Source organism: Myceligenerans crystallogenes, assembly GCF_039529775.1.
Lineage (GTDB): Bacteria > Actinomycetota > Actinomycetes > Actinomycetales > Cellulomonadaceae > Myceligenerans > Myceligenerans crystallogenes.
Genome location: NZ_BAAANL010000007.1, coordinates 43,603 through 65,855 on the forward strand (window position 1 = coordinate 43,603; position 22,253 = coordinate 65,855).

The following is a 22,253-nucleotide window of genomic DNA, read 5'->3' on the forward strand; positions in this document are numbered from 1 at the left end:
CTGTCGACCATACGCATGGAACCCCGTCGGTGGCCCGGCGAACCGCCGGGGCCCGCCGGCCCCAGGCCGGCCTCAGACCGGCCGCCGCCAGGTCTCGACCTCCTGGAACACCCGGAAACCGAGCCGTTCGTAGATCCGCCGCGCCCGGTCGTTGTCCGCGTACAGACCGAGCGTGACCAGCCCGTGGCGGCTGATCCCGTCAGCCGTCATGCGTGCGGTCAGCGCCGTCCCGAGTCCGTGCCCGCGCAGGCCGGGCCGCGTCCCGATCCCGCCGAGGTGCCCGAACCGCTCGCCGGGCCGCCCGCGCACGGTCAGGGCACCGACGGCGGCAAGCGATCCCTCGGCGGACCTGACCCCGTACCAGGTGTGATCGGGCCGCCCGGGAGCGTGCTCCGTCACCGGGTTCGCCGCGGCGAGCAGCTCCGCGATCACCCGGCCGTCCCGTTCCGGATCGAGCCGCACGACGCCGGACGCCGCCGCGGGCAGGCCCGCGGCCGACGTCGTCGCCATCCGGTCCCAGGCGCTGAACCACGCCAGGCCCCAGGCGGCGAACGTCTCGTGCGCGTACGCGCCCGTGCCGCGGCTGACCCACACGCCCTCCGGGGCGACCTCCAGGTCGGAGGCCACCCGGGCCAGAAGGGCCGCCAGCCGGGCGGGTTCGCCGGCCGAGGTCAGCAGGGGCGCGGGCCCGTCCCCCGGCAGCTCGACGACGGCGGGCGCTCCCGGGTCGTCCGGTTCGCCGGCCTCGGTCCATGTCCTGCCGACCGGCAGGCCGCTGTCCATGGTGCGGAGGAACGGATGACCGAGCCCGGAGCCGGCCCAGAACGCGTCGCCGCCGAACCACCCGACGTCGCCGGGCGCGTCGTCGGACCGCCTGACCTGAGCGGTCATGCTCCCGGACGGCGCGACCCTGCCGCGGACGCGGCCGGGCTCCTGCACCCGGCCACGTCCGCTGTCGGACAGCGCCGTCACTTCGCGGCGGCGACCGGCTCCTTGGCCGCCTTGCCCTCGCGGGCCTCCGGCGTGGCGTCGACGCCCGCCTCCTTGCGCTGCTCCGGCGTGATCGGCGCGGGCGCGTCGGTCAGCGGGTCGTAGCCGCCGCCGGACTTCGGGAAGGCGATGACGTCGCGGATCGACGGCGCGCCCGCGAGCAGGCCCGCGATGCGGTCCCAGCCGAACGCGATGCCGCCGTGCGGCGGGGCGCCGAACTTGAACGCCTCCAGCAGGAAGCCGAACTTCTCCTGCGCCTCCTCGGGTGCGATCCCCATGACGCCGAACACGCGCTCCTGCACGTCGCGGCGGTGGATACGGATCGAGCCGCCGCCGATCTCGTTGCCGTTGCACACGATGTCGTACGCGTACGCCAGCGCCTTGCCCGGGTCCTGCTCGAACCTGTCCAGCCACTCGGGCTTGGGCGAGGTGAAGGCGTGGTGCACGGCGGTCCAGGCGGAGTGCCCCAGGTCGACGTCGTCGTCCTCGCCCGTGGGCTTAAACAGCGGGGCGTCCACGACCCACACGAAGGACCACTTGCTCTCGTCGAGCTCGCCCGTCTTGCGCGCGATCTCCAGGCGCGCGCCGCCCAGCAGCGCCCGCGCCTCGGACGTCTTGCCCGCGGCGAAGAACACGCAGTCGCCCGGCTCCGCGCCGGTCGCCTTGGCCAGGTGCTCGCGCTCGCCGTCGGACAGGTTCTTCGCGACCGGACCGCCGAGCTCGCCCTCCTCGCCGAACGTCACGTACGCGAGGCCCTTGGCGCCGCGCTGCTTGGCCCACTCCTGCCAGGCGTCGAACTGCCGGCGCGGCTGGCTCGCGCCGGCCTTCATGACGACGGCGCCGACGTACTCCGCCTGGAAGACGCGGAACGGCGTGGCCTTGAAGTAGCTGGTCAGCTCGGTGATCGGGTTGCCGAAGCGCAGGTCCGGCTTGTCCGTGCCGTACAGGCGCATGGCGTCGTCGTACGTGATGCGCTCGATGGGGCGCGGCACCGCGACGTCGATCAGCTGCCAGATCTCGGCGAGCAGCTCCTCGGTCAACTCGATGACGTCGTCCTGCTCGACGAAGCTCATCTCCACGTCGAGCTGGGTGAACTCCGGCTGCCGGTCGGCGCGGAAGTCCTCGTCGCGGTAGCAGCGCGCGATCTGGTAGTACCGCTCCAGGCCGCCGACCATGAGCAGCTGCTTGAACAGCTGCGGCGACTGCGGCAGCGCGTACCAGGAGCCGGGCGCGAGGCGCGCCGGGACCAGGAAGTCGCGGGCGCCCTCCGGCGTCGAACGCGTGAGCGTCGGCGTCTCGACCTCGGTGAAGTCGTGCGCCTCCAGCACGCGGCGGGCGGCACGGCTGATCTTCGCGCGCAGCTTCAGCGCGTGCGCCTGCGAGGGCCGGCGCATGTCGAGGTACCGGTGCTTGAGCCGCGCCTCCTCGCCGATCTGCTCGGTCTCGGCGACCGCCGTCGACACCTGGAACGGCAGCGGCGCGGACTCGTTCAGCGTGACGACCTGCGTCGCGATGACCTCGATCTCGCCCGTGGCGAGGTTCGGGTTCGCGTTGCCCTCGGGCCGCCGCGAGACCTCGCCGGTGACCTGCAGCACGAACTCGCTGCGCAGCGGGTGGGCGACCTCCTCGTCCCGGATCACGACCTGCGCGATCCCGGACGCGTCCCGCAGGTCGATGAAGGCCACTCCCCCGTGATCACGACGACGATCGACCCAGCCCGTGAGGGTGACGGTCGAACCGATGTGCTCGGCCCGCAGTGAGCCGGCCGTGTGAGTGCGGAGCACGGAGGGTGTCCTTTCGTACGGAAGGTGGGGTGCCGTCCCCGGTCCGCTGACGGTGTCCGACGACGACGCAGGTGCCATCACGGCACGCGGCGAGTCTAATAGCTGACCCGGACATGAGGCTTCCCGTTATCCGGCGCCCGGATCACGCACAGCCGGCCCATGCTCAGGGAACGCCGTGTCGTAACAGAGCGCGAGCCCGGCCCGCCGGCCCTCACCCCCGACAACGACCGGACCGTCGCCGGGCTCCGCGACTTCGGGCTCGGCATCAAGCCGTTCGTCCCCAGGGACCAACCAGTTCCGGTCATCCCGCCTCAGCCCGAGGTCAAACCCGGTCAGCGTCAACCCAGGAAACGCAATGTGCGACAGCGTCGCTCCTCGGGCCGGCCCCGTAGGCTGCCGACCATGGCCCGTACCATCGCGACGAACACGAAACTCACCCGCGACGAGCTCCTGGGCGCCCTCCGCGCCCGCCGCAACGGCGTGCTCACCACGACCCGCGCGGACGGCCGCCCGCAGCTCTCCCCCGTCACGTTCGGGGTCGACGGCGCCGGGCGCGTCGTCGTCTCCACGTATCCCGACCGGGCGAAGGCCGTCAACGTCCGGCGCCGTCCCGAGGCGTCGTTCCTCGCGCTCGGCGACGACTTCGGCGACGCGTGGGTCCAGGTCGACGGCACCGCGGAGGTGCTGGACCTCCCCGACTCGGTGGAGCCGCTGGTCGAGTACTACCGCGCCGCCGCCGGCAAGGAGCACCCGGACTGGGACGAGTACCGCCAGGCGATGGTCGACCAGGGCAAGTCCCTGATCCGCCTGACGATCACCCGCTGGGGCCCGCTCGCCACGGGCGGTTTCCCGGCGCGCCTGGCCGAGAGCTGAGCCACCCCGGCGAGCCCGGGAGCGCCGACCCCTCGATCGACCCACCGCACGCCCGCTGACCCGCAGCCGAGCCGCAGGAGGCCGCCTTGGATCTGTACGCCGACGTCGCCACCCAGTACATCGAGTTCGCCCGCTACGCAGCCGCCGGGGGTTCACCCTGCTTCGAGGCCTGGGGCCTCGGCGTGGCCGCCGACGAGGAGGTCCTCGCCTGGATCTCGGCCCTCCCCGGCATCAAGAAGCAGCCCAACCTCGTGTTCGCGGCCGCACGCTTCCACGGCCTGGAGGCGCCCGCCCCGTACGAGGCGCTGCGGTCCACGCTGCTGGACGACGACGGCGCGATCCGCGCCACCATCCTCGGGCGCGCCACCCAGACCAACGAGGCGGGACGGCTCGCCACGCTGACCCCGGTCTTCGCGCGCCTGTCGGTCGAGGCCGGGCGGCGCCCGCTCGCCCTCGTCGAGGCCGGGGCGAGCGCGGGCCTGTGCCTGTACCCGGACCGCTGGGGCTACGACTGGACCGCCGACGGCCCGCGGGCCGCCAAGCCGGGACGGATCAGGGCGTACGGCGGGAACGCCGTCGTCGGCCCCGAACCACGACTGACCTGCCCGGTGACCGGCGACCTCACGCTCCCCGCCGCGCCGCCGGAGGTGGCGTGGCGCGGCGGCCTGGACCTCAACCCGCTCGACGTGCGCGACAAGGACCAGATGACCTGGCTGGAGACCCTGATCTGGCCCGAGCACGACGACCGGCGCGAGCGCCTGCGGCACGCGATCGAGATCGCCCGCGCCGACCCGCCGCACCTGGAGCAGGGCGACATCCTCGCGGACCTCCCGCTCCTGGTCGCGGACGCGTCGCGGCACGGCGAGGTCGTGGTGTTCCACAGCGTCGTCGTCGCCTACCTCCCGCCCGAGGACCGCGAGCGCTTCGACGTCATGATGCGCCGCCTGGTGTCCGACGGCGCCTGCCGCTGGGTCAGCAACGAGGTCCCCGGCGTCCTGCCGAGCGTCGTGTCCGGCGCCCCCGCCCCGCGCGACGACACGAGCCTGGCCCTGGCGGTCGACGGCCGGGCGGTCGCCTGGTCCCACCCCCACGGCCGCTCGCTCCACTGGTTCGGCTGACAGGCGACTTTCGCGCCCCAGGCGGTTTTCGCGTATGTGAACGCTGACATACGCGAAAACCGCCTGGGGCGCGAGAATCGCCCGCGCAAACCGTCAGCCCGGCAGAACCTTGAAGCCGGCCCTCAGCAGGTCCTCGGGGCGAGACGACCCACCCACCCGCAGCTCGAAGTCACCCGGTTCGACGACCCGGGTGTTCGAGACGTCGACGATGGTGCAGGCCGCGACCGGAAGCTCCAGGTCGACGACCGTCTCCTCGCCCGGCGCCACCGTGACCCGGCGGAACGCCTTGAGCTCCTGGTCCGCCCAGCTCACGGAGGTGACCAGGTCGCTCACGTAGACCTGGACGGTCTCCAGGGCCGGTCGCGATCCCGTGTTGCGGAGCGTGACCTGCGCGCGCACGACGCCGTCGGCCGTCAGCTCGTGCTCCAGGAGTCGCAGGCCGGAGTACTCGACCGTCGTGTAGCTCAGGCCCTCGCCGAACGCGTACGCCGGACGCTGGGTCAGGTCGGCGTAACGGTCGCCGTGCTGGCCGCGGATCTGGTTGTAGTACGTGGGCTGCTGGCCGACGTGCCGGGGGAACGAGACCGGCAGGCGCCCCGCCGGCTCGATCTTGCCCAGCAGCAGCTCGGCGAGCGCCCGGCCGCCGGCCATGCCCGGGTTCGCCACCCAGACGAGCCCGGCGGCGTCGTCCACCACCGGCGGCAGCACCTGCGGCTTGGACGCCAGCAGCACCACGATCAGCGGCGTCCCCGTCGCGGCCACGGCCTCCAGGAGCGCCCGCTGCCCGCCGAGCAGTTCGAGCGTCGCGGTGGAGCGGCCCTCCCCGACCAGCTCGATCCGATCGCCCACCACGGCCACGACGTAGTCCGCGGCGCGCGCCGCCTCGACCGCCTCGGCCAGCTGCGCCTCGTCCACGGGCGCCGGCGTCACGACCGGCGGCCGCGGCTGGCCGTCGGGGAACGTGTCGCCCTCGGGGTCCGGCATGAGCTCGAGGATCTCGGCGCCGCGCGCGTACGTCACCTCCCAGTCGCCCGGGACCTCGGCCCGCAGCCCGTCCAGCACGGTCGTGATCATCTCGCGCGGGTGCCCGTCGGGGATCCACCCGGCCTGCCCGGAGTTCCCGGCCCAGTCGCCGAGCTGCGTCTGCGCGTCGTCGGCCAGCGGCCCCACCACGGCGACGCGGCGCGCGGGAGCGTTCCCACCCCGCACGTCGTCCGACGGCGCCGAGCCGCCCGGCAGCGGCAGCGTGCCGTCGTTGCGGAGCAGCACGAGCGAGCGCCGCGTGATCTCCAGGTTGAGCGCGGCGTGCTCGGGCACGCCCAGCACCGCCTCGATGCGTTCGGGCGACGGGCGACGGCGGTCCTCGAACAGCCCCAGCTCGAACTTCAGCGTGAGGATGTGCCGCACCGCGTCGTCCAGCTCGCTCGCGTCCAGGCGCCCGTCCGCGATGGCCTCCAGCGCGCCCTCGAAGAACGTCGGCGTGGTCATGACCATGTCGTTCCCGGCGCGCACGGCGGCGACGGCGGCGGACGAGATATCCGGTTGCACCTGCTGCTCCCAGACCATGCGGCCCACGTTGTCCCAGTCGGTGACCAGCGTGCCGGTGTAGCCCCACTCGCCGCGCAGGACGTCGGTGAGCAGCCAGTCGTTGACGGTGATGGGCACGCCGTCGATGGTCTGGTAGCCGAGCATGAAGGTGCGGCAGCCCTCGCGGGCCACGCGCTCGAAGGGCGGCAGGTGCCAGGCCCGCAGCTTGCGCGGGGAGAGGTCGGCCTCGGAGGCGTCGCGCCCGCCCTGCGTCTCGGAGTAGCCGGCGAAGTGCTTGGCCGAGGCCAGGATCGCGGTCGGGTCGGTGAGCCCGTCGCCCTGGTAACCGCGCACGGCGGCGGACGCCAGCTCCCCGATGAGGAACGGGTCCTCGCCGAAGGTCTCCCCGACGCGCCCCCACCGCAGATCCCGCGCGATGCACAGCACGGGCGAGAACGTCCAGTGGATCCCGGTGGCGCTCACCTCGACGGCGGTCACCCGGGCCATCCGCTCCACGAGCGCCGGGTCCCAGGTCGCGGCCATGCCGAGCTGGGTCGGGAAGATCGTGGCGCCCTCGAAGAAGGAGTGCCCGTGGATGCAGTCCTCCGCGACGAGCAGCGGGATCCGCAGCCGGGTGCGGTCCGTGAGCTCGTGCGCGGCGCGCACCCGCTCGGGCGAGGCGTGCAGGACGGAGCCCGCGAACCGGCGCAGGACATGGTCCTCGAGGTCGTCCCGCGCGTCGAGCTGGAGCATCTGCCCGGCCTTCTCCTCGGGCGTCATGCGGGCGATCAGGTCGTCGACCCGCTCGGCGACGGACAGTGCCGTGTCAAGGTAGGGCAGTTCGATCACGCTGGTCACTCGGTGCTCCCCTTCGTTCGCTTGGCGGCGAGCAGTTCTGCCCGCCGTTTCCTGGCCACCCGCTTCTTCGTGCGGGCCCGCACACCCGCCGATCGCAGGCGCGGGTTGACGTACTCGTCGATGCCGAAGCTGATCAGGCTGAGCGCCGCCCCCAGCAGCGCGATCGCGAGGCCGGCGGGGACGTACCACCACCAGAAGTCGGGGAACGCCCCGTTGGCCTGGGCCCAGTAGAGAATGGTGCCCCAGTTGAGGTTGGTGATGGGGATGACGCCCACGAACGCGAGGGTCGTCAGGCCCAGCACCGCGGCGGTCACCGTCCCGACGAACGACGAGGCGATGACGGCGGTCAGGTTCGGCAGCATCTCCACGGTGATGATCCGCCACAGCGGCTCCCCGTTGGCCCGCGCCGCCTGCACGAAGTCACGGTTCCGCAGGGACATGGTCTGCGCCCGCAGCACGCGCGCGCCCCACGCCCACCCGGTGATCGCCAGCACGGCCGAGATCAGCAGCAGGCTCGGGTCCTCGTACTGCGAGGCCACGATGATCATCAGCGGGATCGCGGGCAGCACCAGGAACACGTTGGACAGCGCGGACAGCGACTCACCCCGCCAGCCGGGCAGGAACCCGGCGCTCACGCCGATGATCACCGCGACGAGCGTGGCGAGCACGCCCGCGGTCAGCCCCACGAGCAGCACGCCGCGCGTCCCGTAGGCGATCTGGCTGAAGACGTCCTCGCCCAGGTGCGTGGTGCCGAGCCAGTGCGCGGCCGACGGCGGCTGCTTGAGCGCGGTGTAGTCCTTCTCCAGCGGCCCGAAGGGGGCGATGACGTCGGCCAGCGCCGCCAGCAGCACGAACAGGCCGAGGATCGCGAACCCCGTGATCGACTTGGTGTTGGTGAACATCTCAGGCCTCCCCCTGCCGGGTGCGCGGGTCGAGTGCGGCGTAGGCGACGTCGGCCAGGAGGTTGGCGACGAGCACGGTCAGCGTGATGACCAGGAACAGCCCCTGCATGAGCGGGTAGTCCTTGGCGGTGGTGGCGTCCAGCAGCAGCTTGCCGACGCCGGGGTAGGAGAACACGAGCTCCATGACGAGCGTGCCGCCCACGATGAACCCGAGCGCCAGGGCGAAGCTGGACAGCTGCGGCAGCACGGCGTTGCGCGCCGCGTAGGCGAACACGACCCGCCGCCGGCTCAGGCCCTTGGCCTGCGCGACGGTCACGTAGTCCTCGTCCAGGACGGTGATCATCATGTTCCGCATGCCGAGCACCCAGCCGCCGAGCGACGCGAGCACGACGGTCAGGGCCGGCAGGGTGCCGTGGGCGATCACCTCGCCGATGAACTCCGCGCTGAACGCGGGGGTCGTGCCCTTGCCGTAGGCGTGCGACGCCGGGAACCAGCCCAGCCCGGTCGCGAAGACCGCGATCGCGATGAGCCCCATCCAGAAGTAGGGCACGGCGGAGAAGAAGGTCGCCACGGGGACGACGACGTCGCCCGCTCCCCCGCGGAACCAGCCGACCAGCGTGCCGAGCGTGGTCCCGATCAGGAAGCTGAGCACCGTGGCGATGCCCACGAGCCCGACGGTCCACGGCAGGGCGGTGGCGATCACGTCGGCCACGGGCGCCAGCCCGTGCGAGAACGAGCGCCCGAGGTCGCCGGAGAACAGCAGCCCCCAGTAGTCGAAATACTGCTCGGCGAGGGACTTGTTCGTGTCCAGCCCGAACAGCGTCCGCAGCGCCGCGGCCGCCTCGGGGCTGATCTCGCCCTGGTGCTTCTGCAGGTAGGCGCTGACGGGGTCGCCCTTGAGCATCCGCGGCAGGAAGAAGTTGATGGTGATCGCCGCCCAGGCCGTGAACAGGTAGAAGGCGGCGCGCTGCAGGAGGAGTCTCATGAACGGCGCTCCTTCTTCTCGGGCGTCGAGGGGACGCCGTTCGTCTCGGGCGTCGGGCGGACGCCGGACGTGCTGACGGGCGCCCCGCCGCCGAAGTGGCGTTCCGGGTCGGGTGAGGCGTCCCGCAGCGCACGCGTGTACTCGTGCTGCGGATCGAGGATGACGTCGTCGGCAGGTCCGCGTTCGACGACGACGCCGCGGTGCAGCACCACGATCTCGTCGCTGAAGTGGCGGGCCGTGGCCAGGTCGTGCGTGATGTACAGGACGCCGAGGCCGTCGGCCTCCTGCAGGTCCGCGAGCAGGTTGAGCACGCCGAGGCGGATCGACACGTCGAGCATCGAGACGGGCTCGTCGGCGACCAGCAGGGCGGGGCGCGAGGCGAGCGCCCGGGCGATGGCGACGCGCTGACGCTGCCCGCCGGACAGCTCGTGCGGGCGGCGGGCGGCCAGGTCCGGGTCGAGCCGCACCTTCTCCAGCAGGCGCCCTACCTCGGCCTCGACGTCGTCGCGCGGCACGACGTGATCGAGCAGCAGCGGCCGCGCGATGTGGTGCCGCACCGTGTGGTAAGGGTTGAGCGAGGCGAACGGGTCCTGGAACACCATCCGCACCTGCTGCCGGTACTTCCGCAGGCCCGCGCCGCGGCGCGGGATCGGCGTGCCGTCGAGCAGCACCTGGCCGGAGGACTCGCGCTCCAGCTGCGTGATGATCTTCGCGATCGTGGACTTGCCGGAGCCGGACTGGCCCACGAGCGCCACGGTGCGGCCGGACGTGATCGACAGGTCGACGTCGTCGAGGGCGAGCATGTGGCCGGAGCCGCGCACGCGGTACCGCTTGGTCAGCCCGCGCAGTTCGAGGGTGGTCATACGTGCGCCCCCTTCCGGACGAAGTCGCCGCGTTCGCCGGTCAGGCTCGGGAAGGAGCCCAGCAGGCGCTTCGTGTACTCGTGCTGCGGGTCGTGGTAGAGGTCCGACGCCGCCGAGATCTCCACGACCTGCCCCGCCTTCATCACGGCGATCCGGTCGGAGATCTCCAGCAGCAGCGGCAGGTCGTGCGTGATGAACACGACGGAGAACCCGAGCTCCTGGCGCAGCGCCGAGATCTCCTGCAGGATCTCCCGCTGCACCAGCACGTCCAGCGCCGTGGTCGGCTCGTCCATGATCAGCAGCCGCGGCCGCAGGGCCAGCGCCATCGCGATCATGACGCGCTGGCGCATCCCGCCGGACAGCTCGTGCGGGAACGACTTGAGCCGCTCCGCCCCGACGCCCACCATGTCGAGCAGTTCCCCGCACCGCGCGGTGCGCTCGGCCCGCCGCATGGACGGCCGGTGCCGCGCGAACACGTCGGCGAGCTGCGCCCCGATGGTCAGCACGGGATTGAGCGAGTTCATCGCCCCCTGGAACACCATCGCGATCTGGTCCCACCGCAGCCGGTCCATCTCGGCGGCGGGCAGGGTGGTCAGCTCGACGTCGGAGCCGCGGGCGCCGTCGTCCCCCGCGCCGTGCAGCACGACCCGGCCGCCGGTGATCTCGGCGGGCGGCTTGAGCAGCCGCTGGACGGCATAGGCCAGGGTCGACTTGCCGCAGCCGGACTCCCCGGCGAGGCCGAGCACCTCGCCCCGGCCGACGGTCAGCGACACGTCGCGCACGGCCTCGACCGGCGGGTCGACGTCGTAGGTCACGCTGAGCCCTTCGAGCGTCAGCACGGGATCGCGGTTCACGCGCGTCCTCCTGTCTCGTTCATCGTTGTTGAGGCCGGGGCCCCGGGAGGCGAGGTAGGGCCTTGCGAAGGCCCTACCTCGCGGGGGTGGTTACTACTTGGCCTCGAGGGAGGTGAGGATGAGGACCGCCGAGGGCTGGGTGGGGTCCGGGTTGGTGTACGGGTCGTCCTCGCCGGGCCAGCCCGTGTACTGGCGGGTGTTGTACTCGCCGATGAAGGGGCGGTTGCCGATCGGCATGACGGGGACCTCGTCCACGAAGATCCGCTGCACCTCGGCCAGGGCCTCGGCACGGGCGGCGTCGTCGGTGGCCGTGAGGTACTCGTCGAGCGCCGTGGTGGCGTCCGGGCTGTCGAAGCGGCCGAAGTTGAAGTCGGCGGGCTTGCCGATCGGCTTCAGCCAGCGGCCGTCCATCGTGTCGCTGTACAGGTCGTACGGCGTGGCGCCGGTGTCCGTCCAGTGCAGGATCGCCTGGAAGTCGCCCTCGGTCTTGGCCGCCCACCAGGAGTCGGCGTCGGGGGTGTCGACGGTGGCCTCGGCGCCGAGCAGCTTGGCGGCGTCGGCGATGAGGCTGATGCCGGTCACGTAGTCGCTCCAGCCCTGCGGGACGCTGAGCTGGAACGTGACGGGCTCGCCGTCGGGGTCGACGAGCTTGTCGCCGACGCCGGTGTAGCCGGCCTCCTCCAGGAGCGCCGTGGCGGCATCGACGTCCACCGTGTACGACTGGCCCGCGAACTCCTCGGCCACGAAGCCGTCGCCGGCCGGGCTGGGCAGGCCCGTCACGGACGTCAGCGGCGAGACGCCGCCCTCGCGGGCGATCTCCGCGTGCTTGGCACGGTCGACGACCAGGTTCATCGCCCGGCGGAACGCGACGTCGTCGAACGGCTTGGTCTCCGTGTTGACGAACATGGCGTCGATGCCGAGGCCCGTCGCCGCCCAGTAGACGTTCTCCGGGTCCTTGTCGACGTACGCGGACTGCACGTTCGGGATGAACGCCTGCGCCCAGTCGGCCTCGCCGTTGGCCAGGGCCGTGGTCAGGGCGGTGTTGTCGTTGTAGGAGACGTAGTAGAGCGTGGGCACGGCGAGCTCGCCGCCCCAGTAGTCGTCGCGGGCGGTCAGCTCGACCGACTGCGTGGTGAACTCCGTCAGCGTGTACGGGCCGGTGCCCACGGGCTCGGGGTTCTCGAAGGTCGTCGGGTCCTCGACGTCCGCCCACACGTGCTCGGGCACGATGTGGCGGTGCAGCACCTTGTCCTGCTTGGCGTACATGGGGCCGGCGAACTCGACGGTGACCTGCGCGCCGTCCTGCTGGACGTCCTTGACGCCGAGCGCCGCGATGTCGAGCTCCGGGGTGTCCTTGAGCAGGTTGAACGTGAAGGCGATGTCGTCGGCGCCGAACTCCTCGCCGTCGTTCCAGGTGACGCCCTCACGGGCCGTCACGGTGATCGCGGTGTAGTCCTCGTTCCACTCCAGCTCCTCGGCGAGCCAGGGGGTGACCTCGTCGGTGGGGTCGACCATGTTCACGAACGCGAGCGGCTCGAGGATGGTGTTGATGTAGCCGAGCTTGAGCGCGGAGGAGTCGCCGACCCACGGGTTGTTGGACTCGGTGGTGATCGCGCCGTCGGGCTTGGCGATCGTGAGGGAGCCGTCGCCCGCTGCGGCGGTCTCGTCCGCACCGGACGCACCGCCGGCACAGGAACTGAGCAGCAGGGCTGCGGCCAGGGTCGCGGCGGCCGCCGCGACGGAACGCGAGGCGATGCGCCTCAGGTGGGACGTCGGTGTCACGGTCCAACTCCTCGTCTTCGAGTGTGGTGTCTGGGTGCTCGGTTCGATCCGAGTGGTCAGAACTTACTACACAGTAAGTAACTCCGGATACCCTGGGGACCGACGTTTCCCGATCGTGACCATTGCGAAAACGCTTACACTCGACTCGCGACGACGTCGGCCACGGCGAAGATGACCGCGGCCCTGCCGACGACGTCCTCACGACGACGACGGCGAAGACGATGACGCAGCACAAAGGTGTGGAAGAACCCCAGATGAACTCGACGACACGACCCCCGCGGCGGCCCCGCCCGGAGACCCTCGCGCGCCGCGAGCGCATCCTGAAGGCCGCCATGGCGACCTTCGGGACCCGCGGCTACCACAAGGGACCCCTGACGGAGATCGCCGACCAGGTGGGGATGACCCACGCCGGCGTGCTGCACCACTTCGGCTCCAAGGACCAGCTCCTGCTGGAGGTGCTGCGGTACCGCGACGAGAGCGACGTCAAGGACCTGGAGGGCCAGCACATCCCGGACGGGATCGACCTGTTCCGGCACCTGGTCAAGACGGCCCTGCTCAACGCGCAGCGCGCCGGGCTCGTGCAGGCGTACGTGGTGCTGTCGGCCGAGTCCGTCACCGAGGGCCACCCCGCCCGCGACTTCTTCGTCGACCGCTACCGCACCCTGCGCCGCGAGGCCGGCGACGCGTTCCGCCTGGTGTGCGAGGAGCGCGGCATCGACGCGCCCGAGACCGTGGACCGCGCCGCGGCGTCGATCCTGGCCGTCATGGACGGCCTGCAGGTCCAGTGGCTCCTGGAGCCCGAGAAGGTGGACCTCGCGGAGGCCAGCGCCTTCGCCATCGAGGCGATCATGGCTCAGGTCCTGGACCCCCGCGAGGTCCTCTGATCAGGGATCGACGAGCTCGTAGTCCTCGTCCAGCACCGTGCCGCGGTGCGGCTTGTAGAGGTCGTAACCACGCGGGTCGCACTGCAGGCCGCCGTTGATGCAGTGCTCCACCAGGCGCCGCAGCACCTCCGGGTCCCAGGCGTTGACGAAGTCGTAGTGCCACGACTGGTCCGAACCGGAGGCCAGCCGCACCCCCGACATGTCACCCGAGACCGGCCACGCGATCTTGAACTCCAGCATCGGCACCGCCACGGGATGGCTCATCGGGCACTGCCCAGCCACCGGGTAGGCCATGTGCGGGCCCATCCCGTGGTGCGCCGACTCGCCCGGGGTCAGGTGCGTCCCGTCCCAGCAGCTCGGCGCCTGGTACCGCAGGTTGAGCTGCGTCCCCGGCGCGCAGTACGCCGGGATCTCCCAGCTCTTGGAGATGTCGCCGCACTCCCAGCCCTCCACCGCGCCGGGCGCCGTCCGGAACTGGTCCACGGTCGCGTTCATGTCCCCCGCCACGAACTGCAGCCCCGCCGGGAACGGCTTCACCTTCCGGTAGTCCTCGATCCCCGACTTGTAGTACACGGTCATCGGGATGTCCGGCGCCACCGGCTGCCCGTCCTTCAGCAGCGCGGGATACCAGTACGCCGATTTGTCCTGCGGCACCGTGCACGTCGTGGCCGGGTTCGCCAGCAGGCTCCCCGGCGTGGAGCTCGCGTCCGTCGACCGGTTGCCGATGAACGTGTGCAGGTGCGACGCCCCCGCCTGCCCCGGGAAGACGATCGGGTCGTCGGGCCGGAAGTGCGAGAACGTGCAGTTCGCCTGGAACTCGTGGTGCGTCACCTCGTCGTCCGGGTACGACGGCGCCGGGGTGGGCTGCGCCGCCGTCCCGTCCCCGAACACCTGGAACTCCCACAGCGAGTAGCCGTACTGCGTGCCGCGGTCCCTCCCCACGAGCTGGACGTAGCGGCCCGTCGCGGAGACCGCGAACGACTGGTCGCCGCCGGTCCCGCCCGTCACGTCCCCGACCGTGGTCCAGTTCGACCCGTCGGCCGACACCTGCAGCGCGAACGCCGACCCGTACGCCGCCTCCCAGTCCAGCTCGATCCGGTCCAGCGGGTACGACGCGCCGAGATCCACCCGGATCCACTCGGCGTCGGACGCGTTGCTCGCCCACCGCGTCGCGCGGTCGCCGTCGACGGCGAACCGCGGCCCGAGGCTCGCCGCCTCGGAGCTGGACGCGGACGTCAGGGCGCCCTGCGACAGCAGGGTGCCGGGCGCGGCCGAGGCGCCCTGGGCGGCGACGGTCAGGGCGCTCGCGGCGATCAGGGTGCCGGCGGCCAGGCCGCCGAGCAGGGTGCGGACGGTTCTTTCCTTGGTTCTCATGGCTGCTCCTTCGTTGCGTCGTTGCAGGGAAGGTTCCTCGCGGGAAGGTCCCGCGGGTTCATGCGTCGTCGCGGCGAACTGTTCCTGCGGTGGAAGGTCCCGGCGGGCCGGGTCGCGGCCCGGCCCGCCGGGACCGGTCCTCAGCGCCGGTAGACGCCGAGCTCGAAGAGCGAGTAGCCCCAGTCGGTGCCCCGCTCGGTGAGGTTGAGCCGCACGTAGCGGCCCGTCCCCGAGACGGCGAGGTCGTCCACCCCGCCGTTGCCGCCGGTCACCGTGCGGATCGTGGTCCACGCGGCGCCGTCGTCGGACACCTGCACCTCGTACGACTTCCCGTACGCGGCCTCCCACACGAGCTGCAGGTGCTGGAACGACTGGCGCGAGCCGAGGTCGACGCGGTACCACGCCGTCGGGCCCCACTCGCTCGCCCAGCGGGTGCCCGTGTCGCCGTCGACGGCCTGGCCGGGCGTGAAGTTGCCGTTGTAGGGGTCGAACGACGACGCCGTCGCGGTGGCCCCGCGGGCGATGTTGACGCCGTCGACGGCGGGGGCCACGACGCGGAACGAGCGGGTCTCGACGCCCACGTTGCCCCGGCCGTCCTCGGCGAACACGTAGACCTTCCAGACGCCGAGCGCGTCCGGGGCCTCGACCCGGAACGTGCCGGGCGAGACCTCGGTGAACTGGGCGGCGGCGATGCCGCCGGAATTGTTGACGTACTTGCTGTTCAGCATGACGACGGGCGTGATCGGGTCGCCGTCGGGGTCGGTCATGGTGGTCCGCACGGTGAACTCGGAGCCCGCCGCGACCGACGTCGCGCCCTCGACCTCCATCGCGGTGATCTCCGGCGGCGTGTTGAGCGCGTCCGTGTCCACGCCCCAGGTGCGCGCGATGGAGTAGTAGCCCAGGCGCTTGTTGTCGCCGGGAATGACGTTGAACCAGACGCCGCCGAAGTCGCCCTCGATGCCGAAGTGGAAGAACGTGGCCCCGAGCGCGACGCCGTCGTGCTCGCGCAGGCAGCGCCAGGACTCGACGTAGGCCCGGGCCTTCTCCAGGTCGGTGGGCTCGTCCGGGACGCCGTTGGCGTCGTCCGGGACCTCCCACTCGCCGGCCGCGCCGCCCTCGGTGATGAGGTAGGGGCGGTCGTAGCCGCCGGTGCGCCAGGCGTCCGGGACGTTGCACAGGTCGCCGTAGGCGTTGACCGACAGCAGGTCGAGGTCCGGGGCGTTCCGCTCGAGGTACGGCCAGGCGCCGACCCAGGCGTCGGTGCTGGTGGTGGGGTGGTTCGGGTCCGCGGCGTGGACGGCGACGCTGACCTCGTTCACGAACGCCGCGTACGCGTCGCGGATCTGCTCCAGGTCCGTGCCGGAGTAGCAGTTCTGCAGGCCGAGCAGCGACTCGTTGCCGATGTTCCACATCAGGACGCCCGGGTGGTTCTTGTACTCGTCGACCCAGCGCAGGACGTCGGCCTTGGTGGTGTTCTTGTAGGTGGTGTCGGTGCGGTAGTCGATGCAGCCGCCCGAGCCGGGACCGCCGCCGGGGAGCAGCCAGAAGCCCATCATGACGCGGACGTCGTGGGCGGCCGCGGCGTCGAGAAGGGTCCGGGTGTCGGCGCCGGTGCCCCACGTGCGGATGGTGTTCGCGTTCATCGCGGTGAGCGCGGGCAGGTAGTGGTTCGCGCTGGTGAACGCCGGGCCCCAGGTGAAGCCGCGCACGGTGTAGGGCCTGCCGTCGACCGTGAGGTCCCAGTCGCCGTTCGCGCCCGTGACCTCGACCGTGCTCGGGCCGGAGTCCTTGACGGGGACGTTCGGGTGGCCGGGGTCGACGAAGTCGTCACCGGGGCCGGTCGGCGTGGGATCCGGGTCCGGGGTGCCCGTGCCGCCGGGCGTGCCGAAGACCCGCAGCTCCCACAGGGAGACGCCGTAGCCGGTGGCCCGCTTCGTCGAGTGCAGCCGCACGTAGCGGCCGGTCCCCTGGAGGGGGACGACGTCGCTGCCGCCGTCACCCGTCGTGGTCTCCGCGAGGGTGCGCCAGGTGGTGCCGTCGTCGGACGCCTGGATCGTGTACGACGACGAGTACGCCGCCTCCCACGCCAGCTCCACACGGTCCAGGGTGACGACCTGGCCGAGGTCGACGCGCAGCCACTGCGGGTCGCCGAACTGGCTGGACCAGCGGGTGCCGGGATCACCGTCGACGGCGTTGCGGGCGGGCGTGTAGTCGGGGTTCTCCTCCGACGACGCCACGGCGGGCCTGCCCTGGGACAACAGCTCGGGCGCGGCCTGGGCCGGGCCGGCGGGGGTCAGGAACGCGGCCGTGATCAGGGCCGTCATGCCGGCGGCGAGCAGGCGGGCCCGCGATCGGGTGCGGGCGGCGCGGCCGGCGCGGGCGGGGTGGCCGGCATGGCCGGCGCGGGCGGCGTCGGCCCCGGTACGACCGGCGCGGGCGCCGGCGCGTTGGATGGTCATGGTTGCTCCGTCTCCTTCGGCCCCGCGTCGCTGCGGGGCGGTGGTTCGTCGTCGAGCCGCCACCCGGCCCGGCCTCACGATCGGGTCCGGGCGGGTGAAACTGGGAGAGCGCTCTTACCGAGGCCGAGTCTTTACCCGTGCTGAGCCGCTCGTCAAGAGTGGTTTCGCCCTGGCGGGATGTCGTATCGAATGCTTTGATCGGGTTACCTGCTCAAGCGAGGCCGAGGGATAGTCAAGAAACTTTCCGCCCGGTAACCAGATCGCGGATCATTGGGCAAACGCTCTTACCCTGTTAGGGTCGTGGCGTGACGGAGGATCTGCGGCGGTCGGCGCCCACGCTGGAGGACGTCGCCCGGGTGGCGGGCGTCTCGCGGGCGACCGTCTCCCGGGTCGTCAACGGCAAGCGCAAGGTCGCGCCCGCGGTGCAGGAGACCGTGCTCGCGGCCGTGGCCGAGACCGGCTACGTCCCCAACCGCGCGGCCCGTTCGCTGGTGACCCGCCGGACCGGGATGGCGGCCGTCGTCGTGTCCGGTTCCGCCGCGGCGCCCGGCGAGGAGGCCGAGCCCTCGCGCCTGCTCTCGGACCCGTTCTTCGGGCGCGTCGTCGGCGGGTTCGTGCGGTCGCTACGGCGGCACGACGTGCACCCGGTACTGCTGTTCGCGGACACCCCGGAGGCCGCGGACCAGGCGGTAACATATCTGCGCCTGGGCAACGTGGACGGCACGCTGCTGGTCTCCACGCACGGCGACGACCCGCTCCCCGGCCGCCTCGCCGAAGCCGGCCGCCCGGTGGTGATGTTCTCCCGCCCCGCCCGGCCGGTCCCGGTCAGCTTCGTGGACCTCGCCAACGCCGACGGCGCCCGCCTGGCCGCGGAGCACCTGCTCGGCCGCGGCCGCACGGCACCGGGCATGATCACCGGCCCGCTCGACGTCCCCGCCGCCCGCGACCGCGCCGAGGGCTTCCGCGACCTCGCGGCGCGCCGCGGCCACGCCTACGTCCCGTCCGCGGCCGCCGACTTCACCTTCGCGGGCGGCGAGAGCGCCACGGCGGAACTGCTGGACCGGTCCCCCGGCGTCGACGCCGTCTTCGCGGGCAACGACCTCATGGCCCAGGGCGCCCTCCACGTGCTGCGCACGCTGGGCCGCCGCGTCCCGGAGGACGTCGCCGTCGTCGGCTTCGACGACAGCCCGGTGGCCACGCAGACCCGCCCGCACCTGACCACGATCCGCCAGCCGGCCGAGGACATGGCGGAGACGATGGTCGGCCTCCTGGTGGACCGCATCGAACACCCGGCCGGCCCGCCCCGCTCGGTGATCGTCGAACCGACCCTGGTGATCCGCGACTCCACCTGATCGCGGATCAGGCGGAAACCGCGGGAGATCACGCTCTCATCCGCGGTTTCTGCCTGATCCGCGAAATCTGCCTTCCGGTTGTCGCGGACGCCGGGTGGGAATGCCCGTTACTGGTAGACGCGGACGTAGTCGACCACGTAGCGGGACGGGAACGGGGTGCTCGCGTCCGGCGGGCCCGGCCAGGCGCCGCCGACGGCCAGGTTGAGGATCAGGTAGAACTCGTGGTCGTAGATCCACGGGCCGCGGGTGGACTCCACCACCGACTTCTCGGCGTAGAAGACCTCACGGTCGTCGAGGAAGTAGCGGATCCCCTTGCTGTCCCACTCGGCGGCCCAGGTGTGGAAACCGGCCGAGAGCTTCGAGCCGTCGGGCAGGGTGTAGGAGCCGCCGTAGCCGCCCGCGCCGTTGTACGCCGGGGCGTGCAGCGTCGAGAACGAGTGGGTCGGGTCCTGGCCGATGAACTCCATGATGTCGACCTCGCCGTTGTACGGCCACGGCCGCCCCTCGAGGAAGTCGGTCCCCATCATCCAGAACGCCGGCCACAGGCCGCGGCCCTCCGGCACCTTGACGCGCGCCTCGAACCGGCCGTACTGCGCGTGGAACTTCCCGGCGGTGTTCATGCGGTGCGAGGTGTAGGTGCGGCCCTCGTAGGTCTGCTTGCGGGCCTCCAGCACGAAGTTGCCGTTGCCGTCATGGAAGCCGTTGCCCGACGGCGTGTAGTACTGCTCCTCGCCGTTCTGCGGGACGCCGGCGTCGATCTTCCACTTCGCGGTGTCCGCCGGGGTGTTGGCGGCGCCGTTGAACTCGTCGCTCCAGACGAGGCGCAGGTTGTCGAAGTCCGGGTCCGCGGGCTCGGCGGGCGGTGCCGTGGGCGCCCCGCCCGTGCCGTACACCTGGAACTCCCACAGCGAGTAGCCGTAGGCGCCGGAGCGCTTGTTCAGCTGGAGCCGCACGTGGCGGCCGTCGGCGTCGAGCGGGACGGTCTCCTTGAAACCCTTGCCGGTCGTGGTGCTGTGGACCGTGCGCCAGGTGGAGCCGTTGTCCGAGACCTGGAGGTCGTAGCCGGTGGCGTAGGCCGGGTCCCACTGCAGCACCACGGAGGTGATGTGGGCGGTGGCACCGAGGTCGACTGCGATCCAGCCGTTGTCGGTCCAGCCGGTGTCCGGGCTGGTGGCCCAGCGGCTGGCCGGGTCCAGGTCGAACGCCTTGTCCGGGCCGCACTCCCAGCAGTTGCCGTCGTGCTGCTGGGTGGAGGACGTGGCCGGCTTCTTGTAGGAGAGCAGCGTGCCGTCGCCGGTGGGCGGCGTCACGGTGGTGCCGAACACCTGGAACTCCCACAGCGAGACGCCGTACTGCGTGGCGCGCTGGGTCGCCGTCAGGCGGACGTGCCGGCCCGTGCCGGTGACGGCCAGGTTCTCGTCCCCGCCCGTGGAACTGGTGGTGGAGTAGACGGTGGACCACGCGGCGCCGTCGTCGGACACCTCGATGCGGTAGCCGGAGGCGTACGCGGCCTCCCAGTCGAGGGTGACGCCGCCGATCTGCTGCACGCTGCCGAGGTCGACGGAGATCCACTGGTCGTCGGCCCAGCCGCTGGACCAGCGCGTGCCGGGGTCCCCGTCGACCGCCCGGGTGCCGTTGCTCCAGTCGAACTCACTGCTGGACGTGGTGACCGGCTTGCCCTGCGAGAGCGGGGTGGGTGCGGCTTGTGCGGGTGTGGCGATGAGTGCCCCCGTGACGAGGGCGGCTGCCGCTGTCGCGGCCGCGAGCAGGCGAGATGTTCGCCGCATGACGTACTCCTTCGGACGTCGGTGTGGATGGTACGCGCGCACGGCGCGCTCTCGCAGTCGGCGGTTCACTTTGCTGACTGACCAGTAAGTCAGCATGTTACGCCCGGGAGGTCCGTCACCGGAAGGGGGCAACGGCCGCAGGCCGTTCAGAACATCGGCTGCCGGCCGACGACGGCGCGGGGCTCCTCGGGCCGCGACGTGACCTGCGGCATCGCGCCCTCGGGGTAGGCACCTTCCTCGTCGAGAGCTGCGCCGGCCTGCCTACCGCCGGCCTGCTCCGGGGTGTCCGGCTCGCCGCCGTCGAAGCGGAACCCGGCGCGGGTCAGGCCGCGCTCCCGCAGGAGCGGTTCGGCGCGCTCCCGGAGCCATTCCTGGTAGCGGCGATGGACGTAGGAGCGGTCGCGGAAGACGCGGCCGTAGCCGGCGGCGTGCTGCGGGAACTCGCGGCGGAGCCAGGCCAGGTACCACTCGCGGGCACCCGGGCGCAGGTGGAGGGGCAGCACGGTGGCGCCGGTGGCGCCCGCCTCGGCGATCGCGTCAAGGAGGCGGGAGAGGTGGTCGCGGGAATCCGTCAGCCACGGCAGCACCGGGGCGACCATGACGCCGCACGGCAGCCCGGCCTCGCGGACCGCGCGGATCAGCGCGAGCCGGGCACGCGGCGTCGGCGTCCCGGGTTCGACGCGTTGCTGCAGGTCCTCGTCGGCGAAGGCGAGCGAGACGCCGAGGCCGACGTCGACCTTGGTCGCGGCGGCGGCGAGCAGCGGCAGGTCGCGGCGCAGCAGCGTGCCCTTGGTGAGGATCGAGAACGGGGTCCCGGAATCCGCCAGCGCCGAGATGATCCCGGGCATGAGCCGGTAGCGACCCTCGGCGCGCTGGTACGGGTCGGTGTTGGTGCCGAGCGCCACGGACTCCCGGCTCCAGGACGGTCTGGCGAGCTCGGCCCGCAGCACCTGGTCCACGTTCACCTTGACGACCACCTGCGAGTCGAAGTCCGCGCCCGCGTCGAGGTCCAGGAACTCGTGGGAGCCACGGGCGTAGCAGTTGTGGCTGACGACGCCGCCGGCGACGAAGTCGCCCGTACCCGTGGTGATGTCGGCCATCTCGCGCTCGTGGCCCAGATCCTCGACGGCGACGACGGCGGAACCGGGCGACGTCCGCGCCAGCCGGCCGACGGCGTCGGGGTTCCCGCCGATGCCCACCAGCCCGTCCCCGGGCCGGAGCACGACGCCCGGTGAGGGCGCGCACGCCGGAGCGTGGGCCACGTACCGCCACCCGCCGTCCGTGAGGAAGCGGTGGTCGCCACTGGCGATCAGCTCGCGCCCGTCGGACAGCGTGACGCGGTAGGCGCGCTTCGACGTGCGCCAGGCCGCGCGCACGTCGGTCTCCACAAGGACCCGGCGGTCGCCGTCGGGCAGCGTACCGACGACGCGGTCGCCCTCGACGAGGTCGCCGATGGCGCGGCTGCCGCCGTCGCCCAGGAGGACCGGCGTCGAGACGTCCAGGCAGTAGCGGCACGCATGACTGCAGCCGCGGTAGGGGTTGACCGTCCAGCGGAACGGCATCCGGGAGGCGGCCGGGACCTTGGAGAGGGCGCTCTTGGCGAGCACCTCGTGGAAGGTCACGCCGTCGAACTCGGGGCCGCGGATCGTGCGCACCAGGCCGGAGAGGCGCAGGGCGGGCAGTTCGAGGCCCGGCAGGGCGCCGTCGTCGGTGCTGAGTTGCTGGCCTGCCCATCGCATGGCAACCATTCGAACACGCGTTCCATGGGATGTGCAACCTTGCAGCGTGCGGGCGGGCGCGGCGGCCATACGTCCGGCAAGATGGAAAACTGATATACGGAGATGTGGGCCAATTCTGAAAT

General features: G+C 72.0%; 16 protein-coding genes. 4 read left to right on the plus strand and 12 right to left on the minus strand.

From position 1 onward, the window contains the following. Positions 1-72 precede the first annotated feature (72 nt). Positions 73-891 carry a GNAT family N-acetyltransferase gene (locus ABD208_RS16260; RefSeq protein ID WP_344104897.1) on the minus strand — a complete coding sequence of 273 codons (819 nt, stop codon included), beginning with the start codon at positions 889-891 and terminating at the stop codon, positions 73-75. Positions 892-968: 77 nt separating this feature from the next. After that, positions 969-2,774, minus strand: a complete 1,806-nt coding sequence (aspS, locus tag ABD208_RS16265) for an aspartate--tRNA ligase (RefSeq protein ID WP_344104899.1) — start codon at positions 2,772-2,774, stop codon at positions 969-971. Positions 2,775-3,176: 402 nt separating this feature from the next. On the opposite strand from aspS, the gene ABD208_RS16270 reads away from it, so the two are divergent. Continuing rightward, on the plus strand, positions 3,177-3,647 hold the full coding sequence (locus ABD208_RS16270; RefSeq protein WP_344104902.1) for a PPOX class F420-dependent oxidoreductase: 471 nt from the start codon (positions 3,177-3,179) through the stop codon (positions 3,645-3,647). A gap of 86 nt (positions 3,648-3,733) precedes the next feature. Then, positions 3,734-4,765, plus strand: coding sequence for a DUF2332 domain-containing protein (locus ABD208_RS16275; RefSeq protein ID WP_344104905.1), 1,032 nt, complete (start codon positions 3,734-3,736; stop codon positions 4,763-4,765). Positions 4,766-4,858: 93 nt separating this feature from the next. On the opposite strand, the gene ABD208_RS16280 is transcribed toward ABD208_RS16275, so the two are convergent. The 6 genes from ABD208_RS16280 to ABD208_RS16305 form a co-directional block, all read right to left on the minus strand. Beyond that, a complete protein-coding gene (locus ABD208_RS16280; RefSeq protein WP_344104908.1) occupies positions 4,859-7,150 on the minus strand; it encodes an exo-beta-d-1,3/1,6-glucosidase in 2,292 nt (763 codons plus the stop codon). Further along, entirely contained in the window at positions 7,147-8,052 is a 906-nt protein-coding gene (locus tag ABD208_RS16285; protein WP_344104911.1) for an ABC transporter permease, read from the minus strand. Before ABD208_RS16285 ends, ABD208_RS16280 begins: the two co-directional genes overlap by 4 nt. A 1-nt stretch (position 8,053) precedes the next feature. Beyond that, on the minus strand, positions 8,054-9,037 hold the full coding sequence (locus ABD208_RS16290) for an ABC transporter permease (protein WP_344104913.1): 984 nt from the start codon (positions 9,035-9,037) through the stop codon (positions 8,054-8,056). Then, on the minus strand, positions 9,034-9,900 hold the full coding sequence (locus ABD208_RS16295) for an ABC transporter ATP-binding protein (protein ID WP_344104915.1): 867 nt from the start codon (positions 9,898-9,900) through the stop codon (positions 9,034-9,036). The genes ABD208_RS16290 and ABD208_RS16295 overlap by 4 nt, the downstream gene beginning before the upstream one ends. Next, positions 9,897-10,754, minus strand: a complete 858-nt coding sequence (locus tag ABD208_RS16300; protein WP_344104917.1) for an ABC transporter ATP-binding protein — start codon at positions 10,752-10,754, stop codon at positions 9,897-9,899. Before ABD208_RS16300 ends, ABD208_RS16295 begins: the two co-directional genes overlap by 4 nt. Positions 10,755-10,847: 93 nt before the next feature. Beyond that, complete coding sequence (locus ABD208_RS16305; RefSeq protein WP_344104919.1) at positions 10,848-12,536, minus strand: ABC transporter substrate-binding protein; 1,689 nt, start codon at positions 12,534-12,536, stop codon at positions 10,848-10,850. A gap of 254 nt (positions 12,537-12,790) precedes the next feature. Here ABD208_RS16305 and ABD208_RS16310 point away from each other — a divergent pair, with 254 nt between their 5' ends. Further along, on the plus strand, positions 12,791-13,420 hold the full coding sequence (locus ABD208_RS16310; RefSeq protein WP_344104921.1) for a TetR/AcrR family transcriptional regulator: 630 nt from the start codon (positions 12,791-12,793) through the stop codon (positions 13,418-13,420). Here the strand turns inward: ABD208_RS16310 and ABD208_RS16315 are convergent, their stop codons facing one another. Next, positions 13,421-14,794, minus strand: coding sequence for a DUF1996 domain-containing protein (locus tag ABD208_RS16315; protein ID WP_344104924.1), 1,374 nt, complete (start codon positions 14,792-14,794; stop codon positions 13,421-13,423). Positions 14,795-14,934: 140 nt separating this feature from the next. Further along, complete coding sequence (locus ABD208_RS16320; RefSeq protein WP_344104926.1) at positions 14,935-17,253, minus strand: discoidin domain-containing protein; 2,319 nt, start codon at positions 17,251-17,253, stop codon at positions 14,935-14,937. A 305-nt stretch (positions 17,254-17,558) separates the two neighbouring features. Here ABD208_RS16320 and ABD208_RS16325 point away from each other — a divergent pair, with 305 nt between their 5' ends. Beyond that, entirely contained in the window at positions 17,559-18,605 is a 1,047-nt protein-coding gene (locus ABD208_RS16325; protein WP_344104928.1) for a LacI family DNA-binding transcriptional regulator, read from the plus strand. Positions 18,606-18,712: 107 nt separating this feature from the next. Here the strand turns inward: ABD208_RS16325 and ABD208_RS16330 are convergent, their stop codons facing one another. Continuing rightward, positions 18,713-20,392: a discoidin domain-containing protein gene (locus ABD208_RS16330; protein ID WP_344104930.1), complete on the minus strand. Its 1,680-nt coding sequence runs from the start codon at positions 20,390-20,392 to the stop codon at positions 18,713-18,715. 146 nt (positions 20,393-20,538) lie between these two features. Then, a complete protein-coding gene (locus tag ABD208_RS16335; RefSeq protein WP_425561120.1) occupies positions 20,539-22,200 on the minus strand; it encodes an Rv2578c family radical SAM protein in 1,662 nt (553 codons plus the stop codon). Positions 22,201-22,253: the final 53 nt, after the last annotated feature.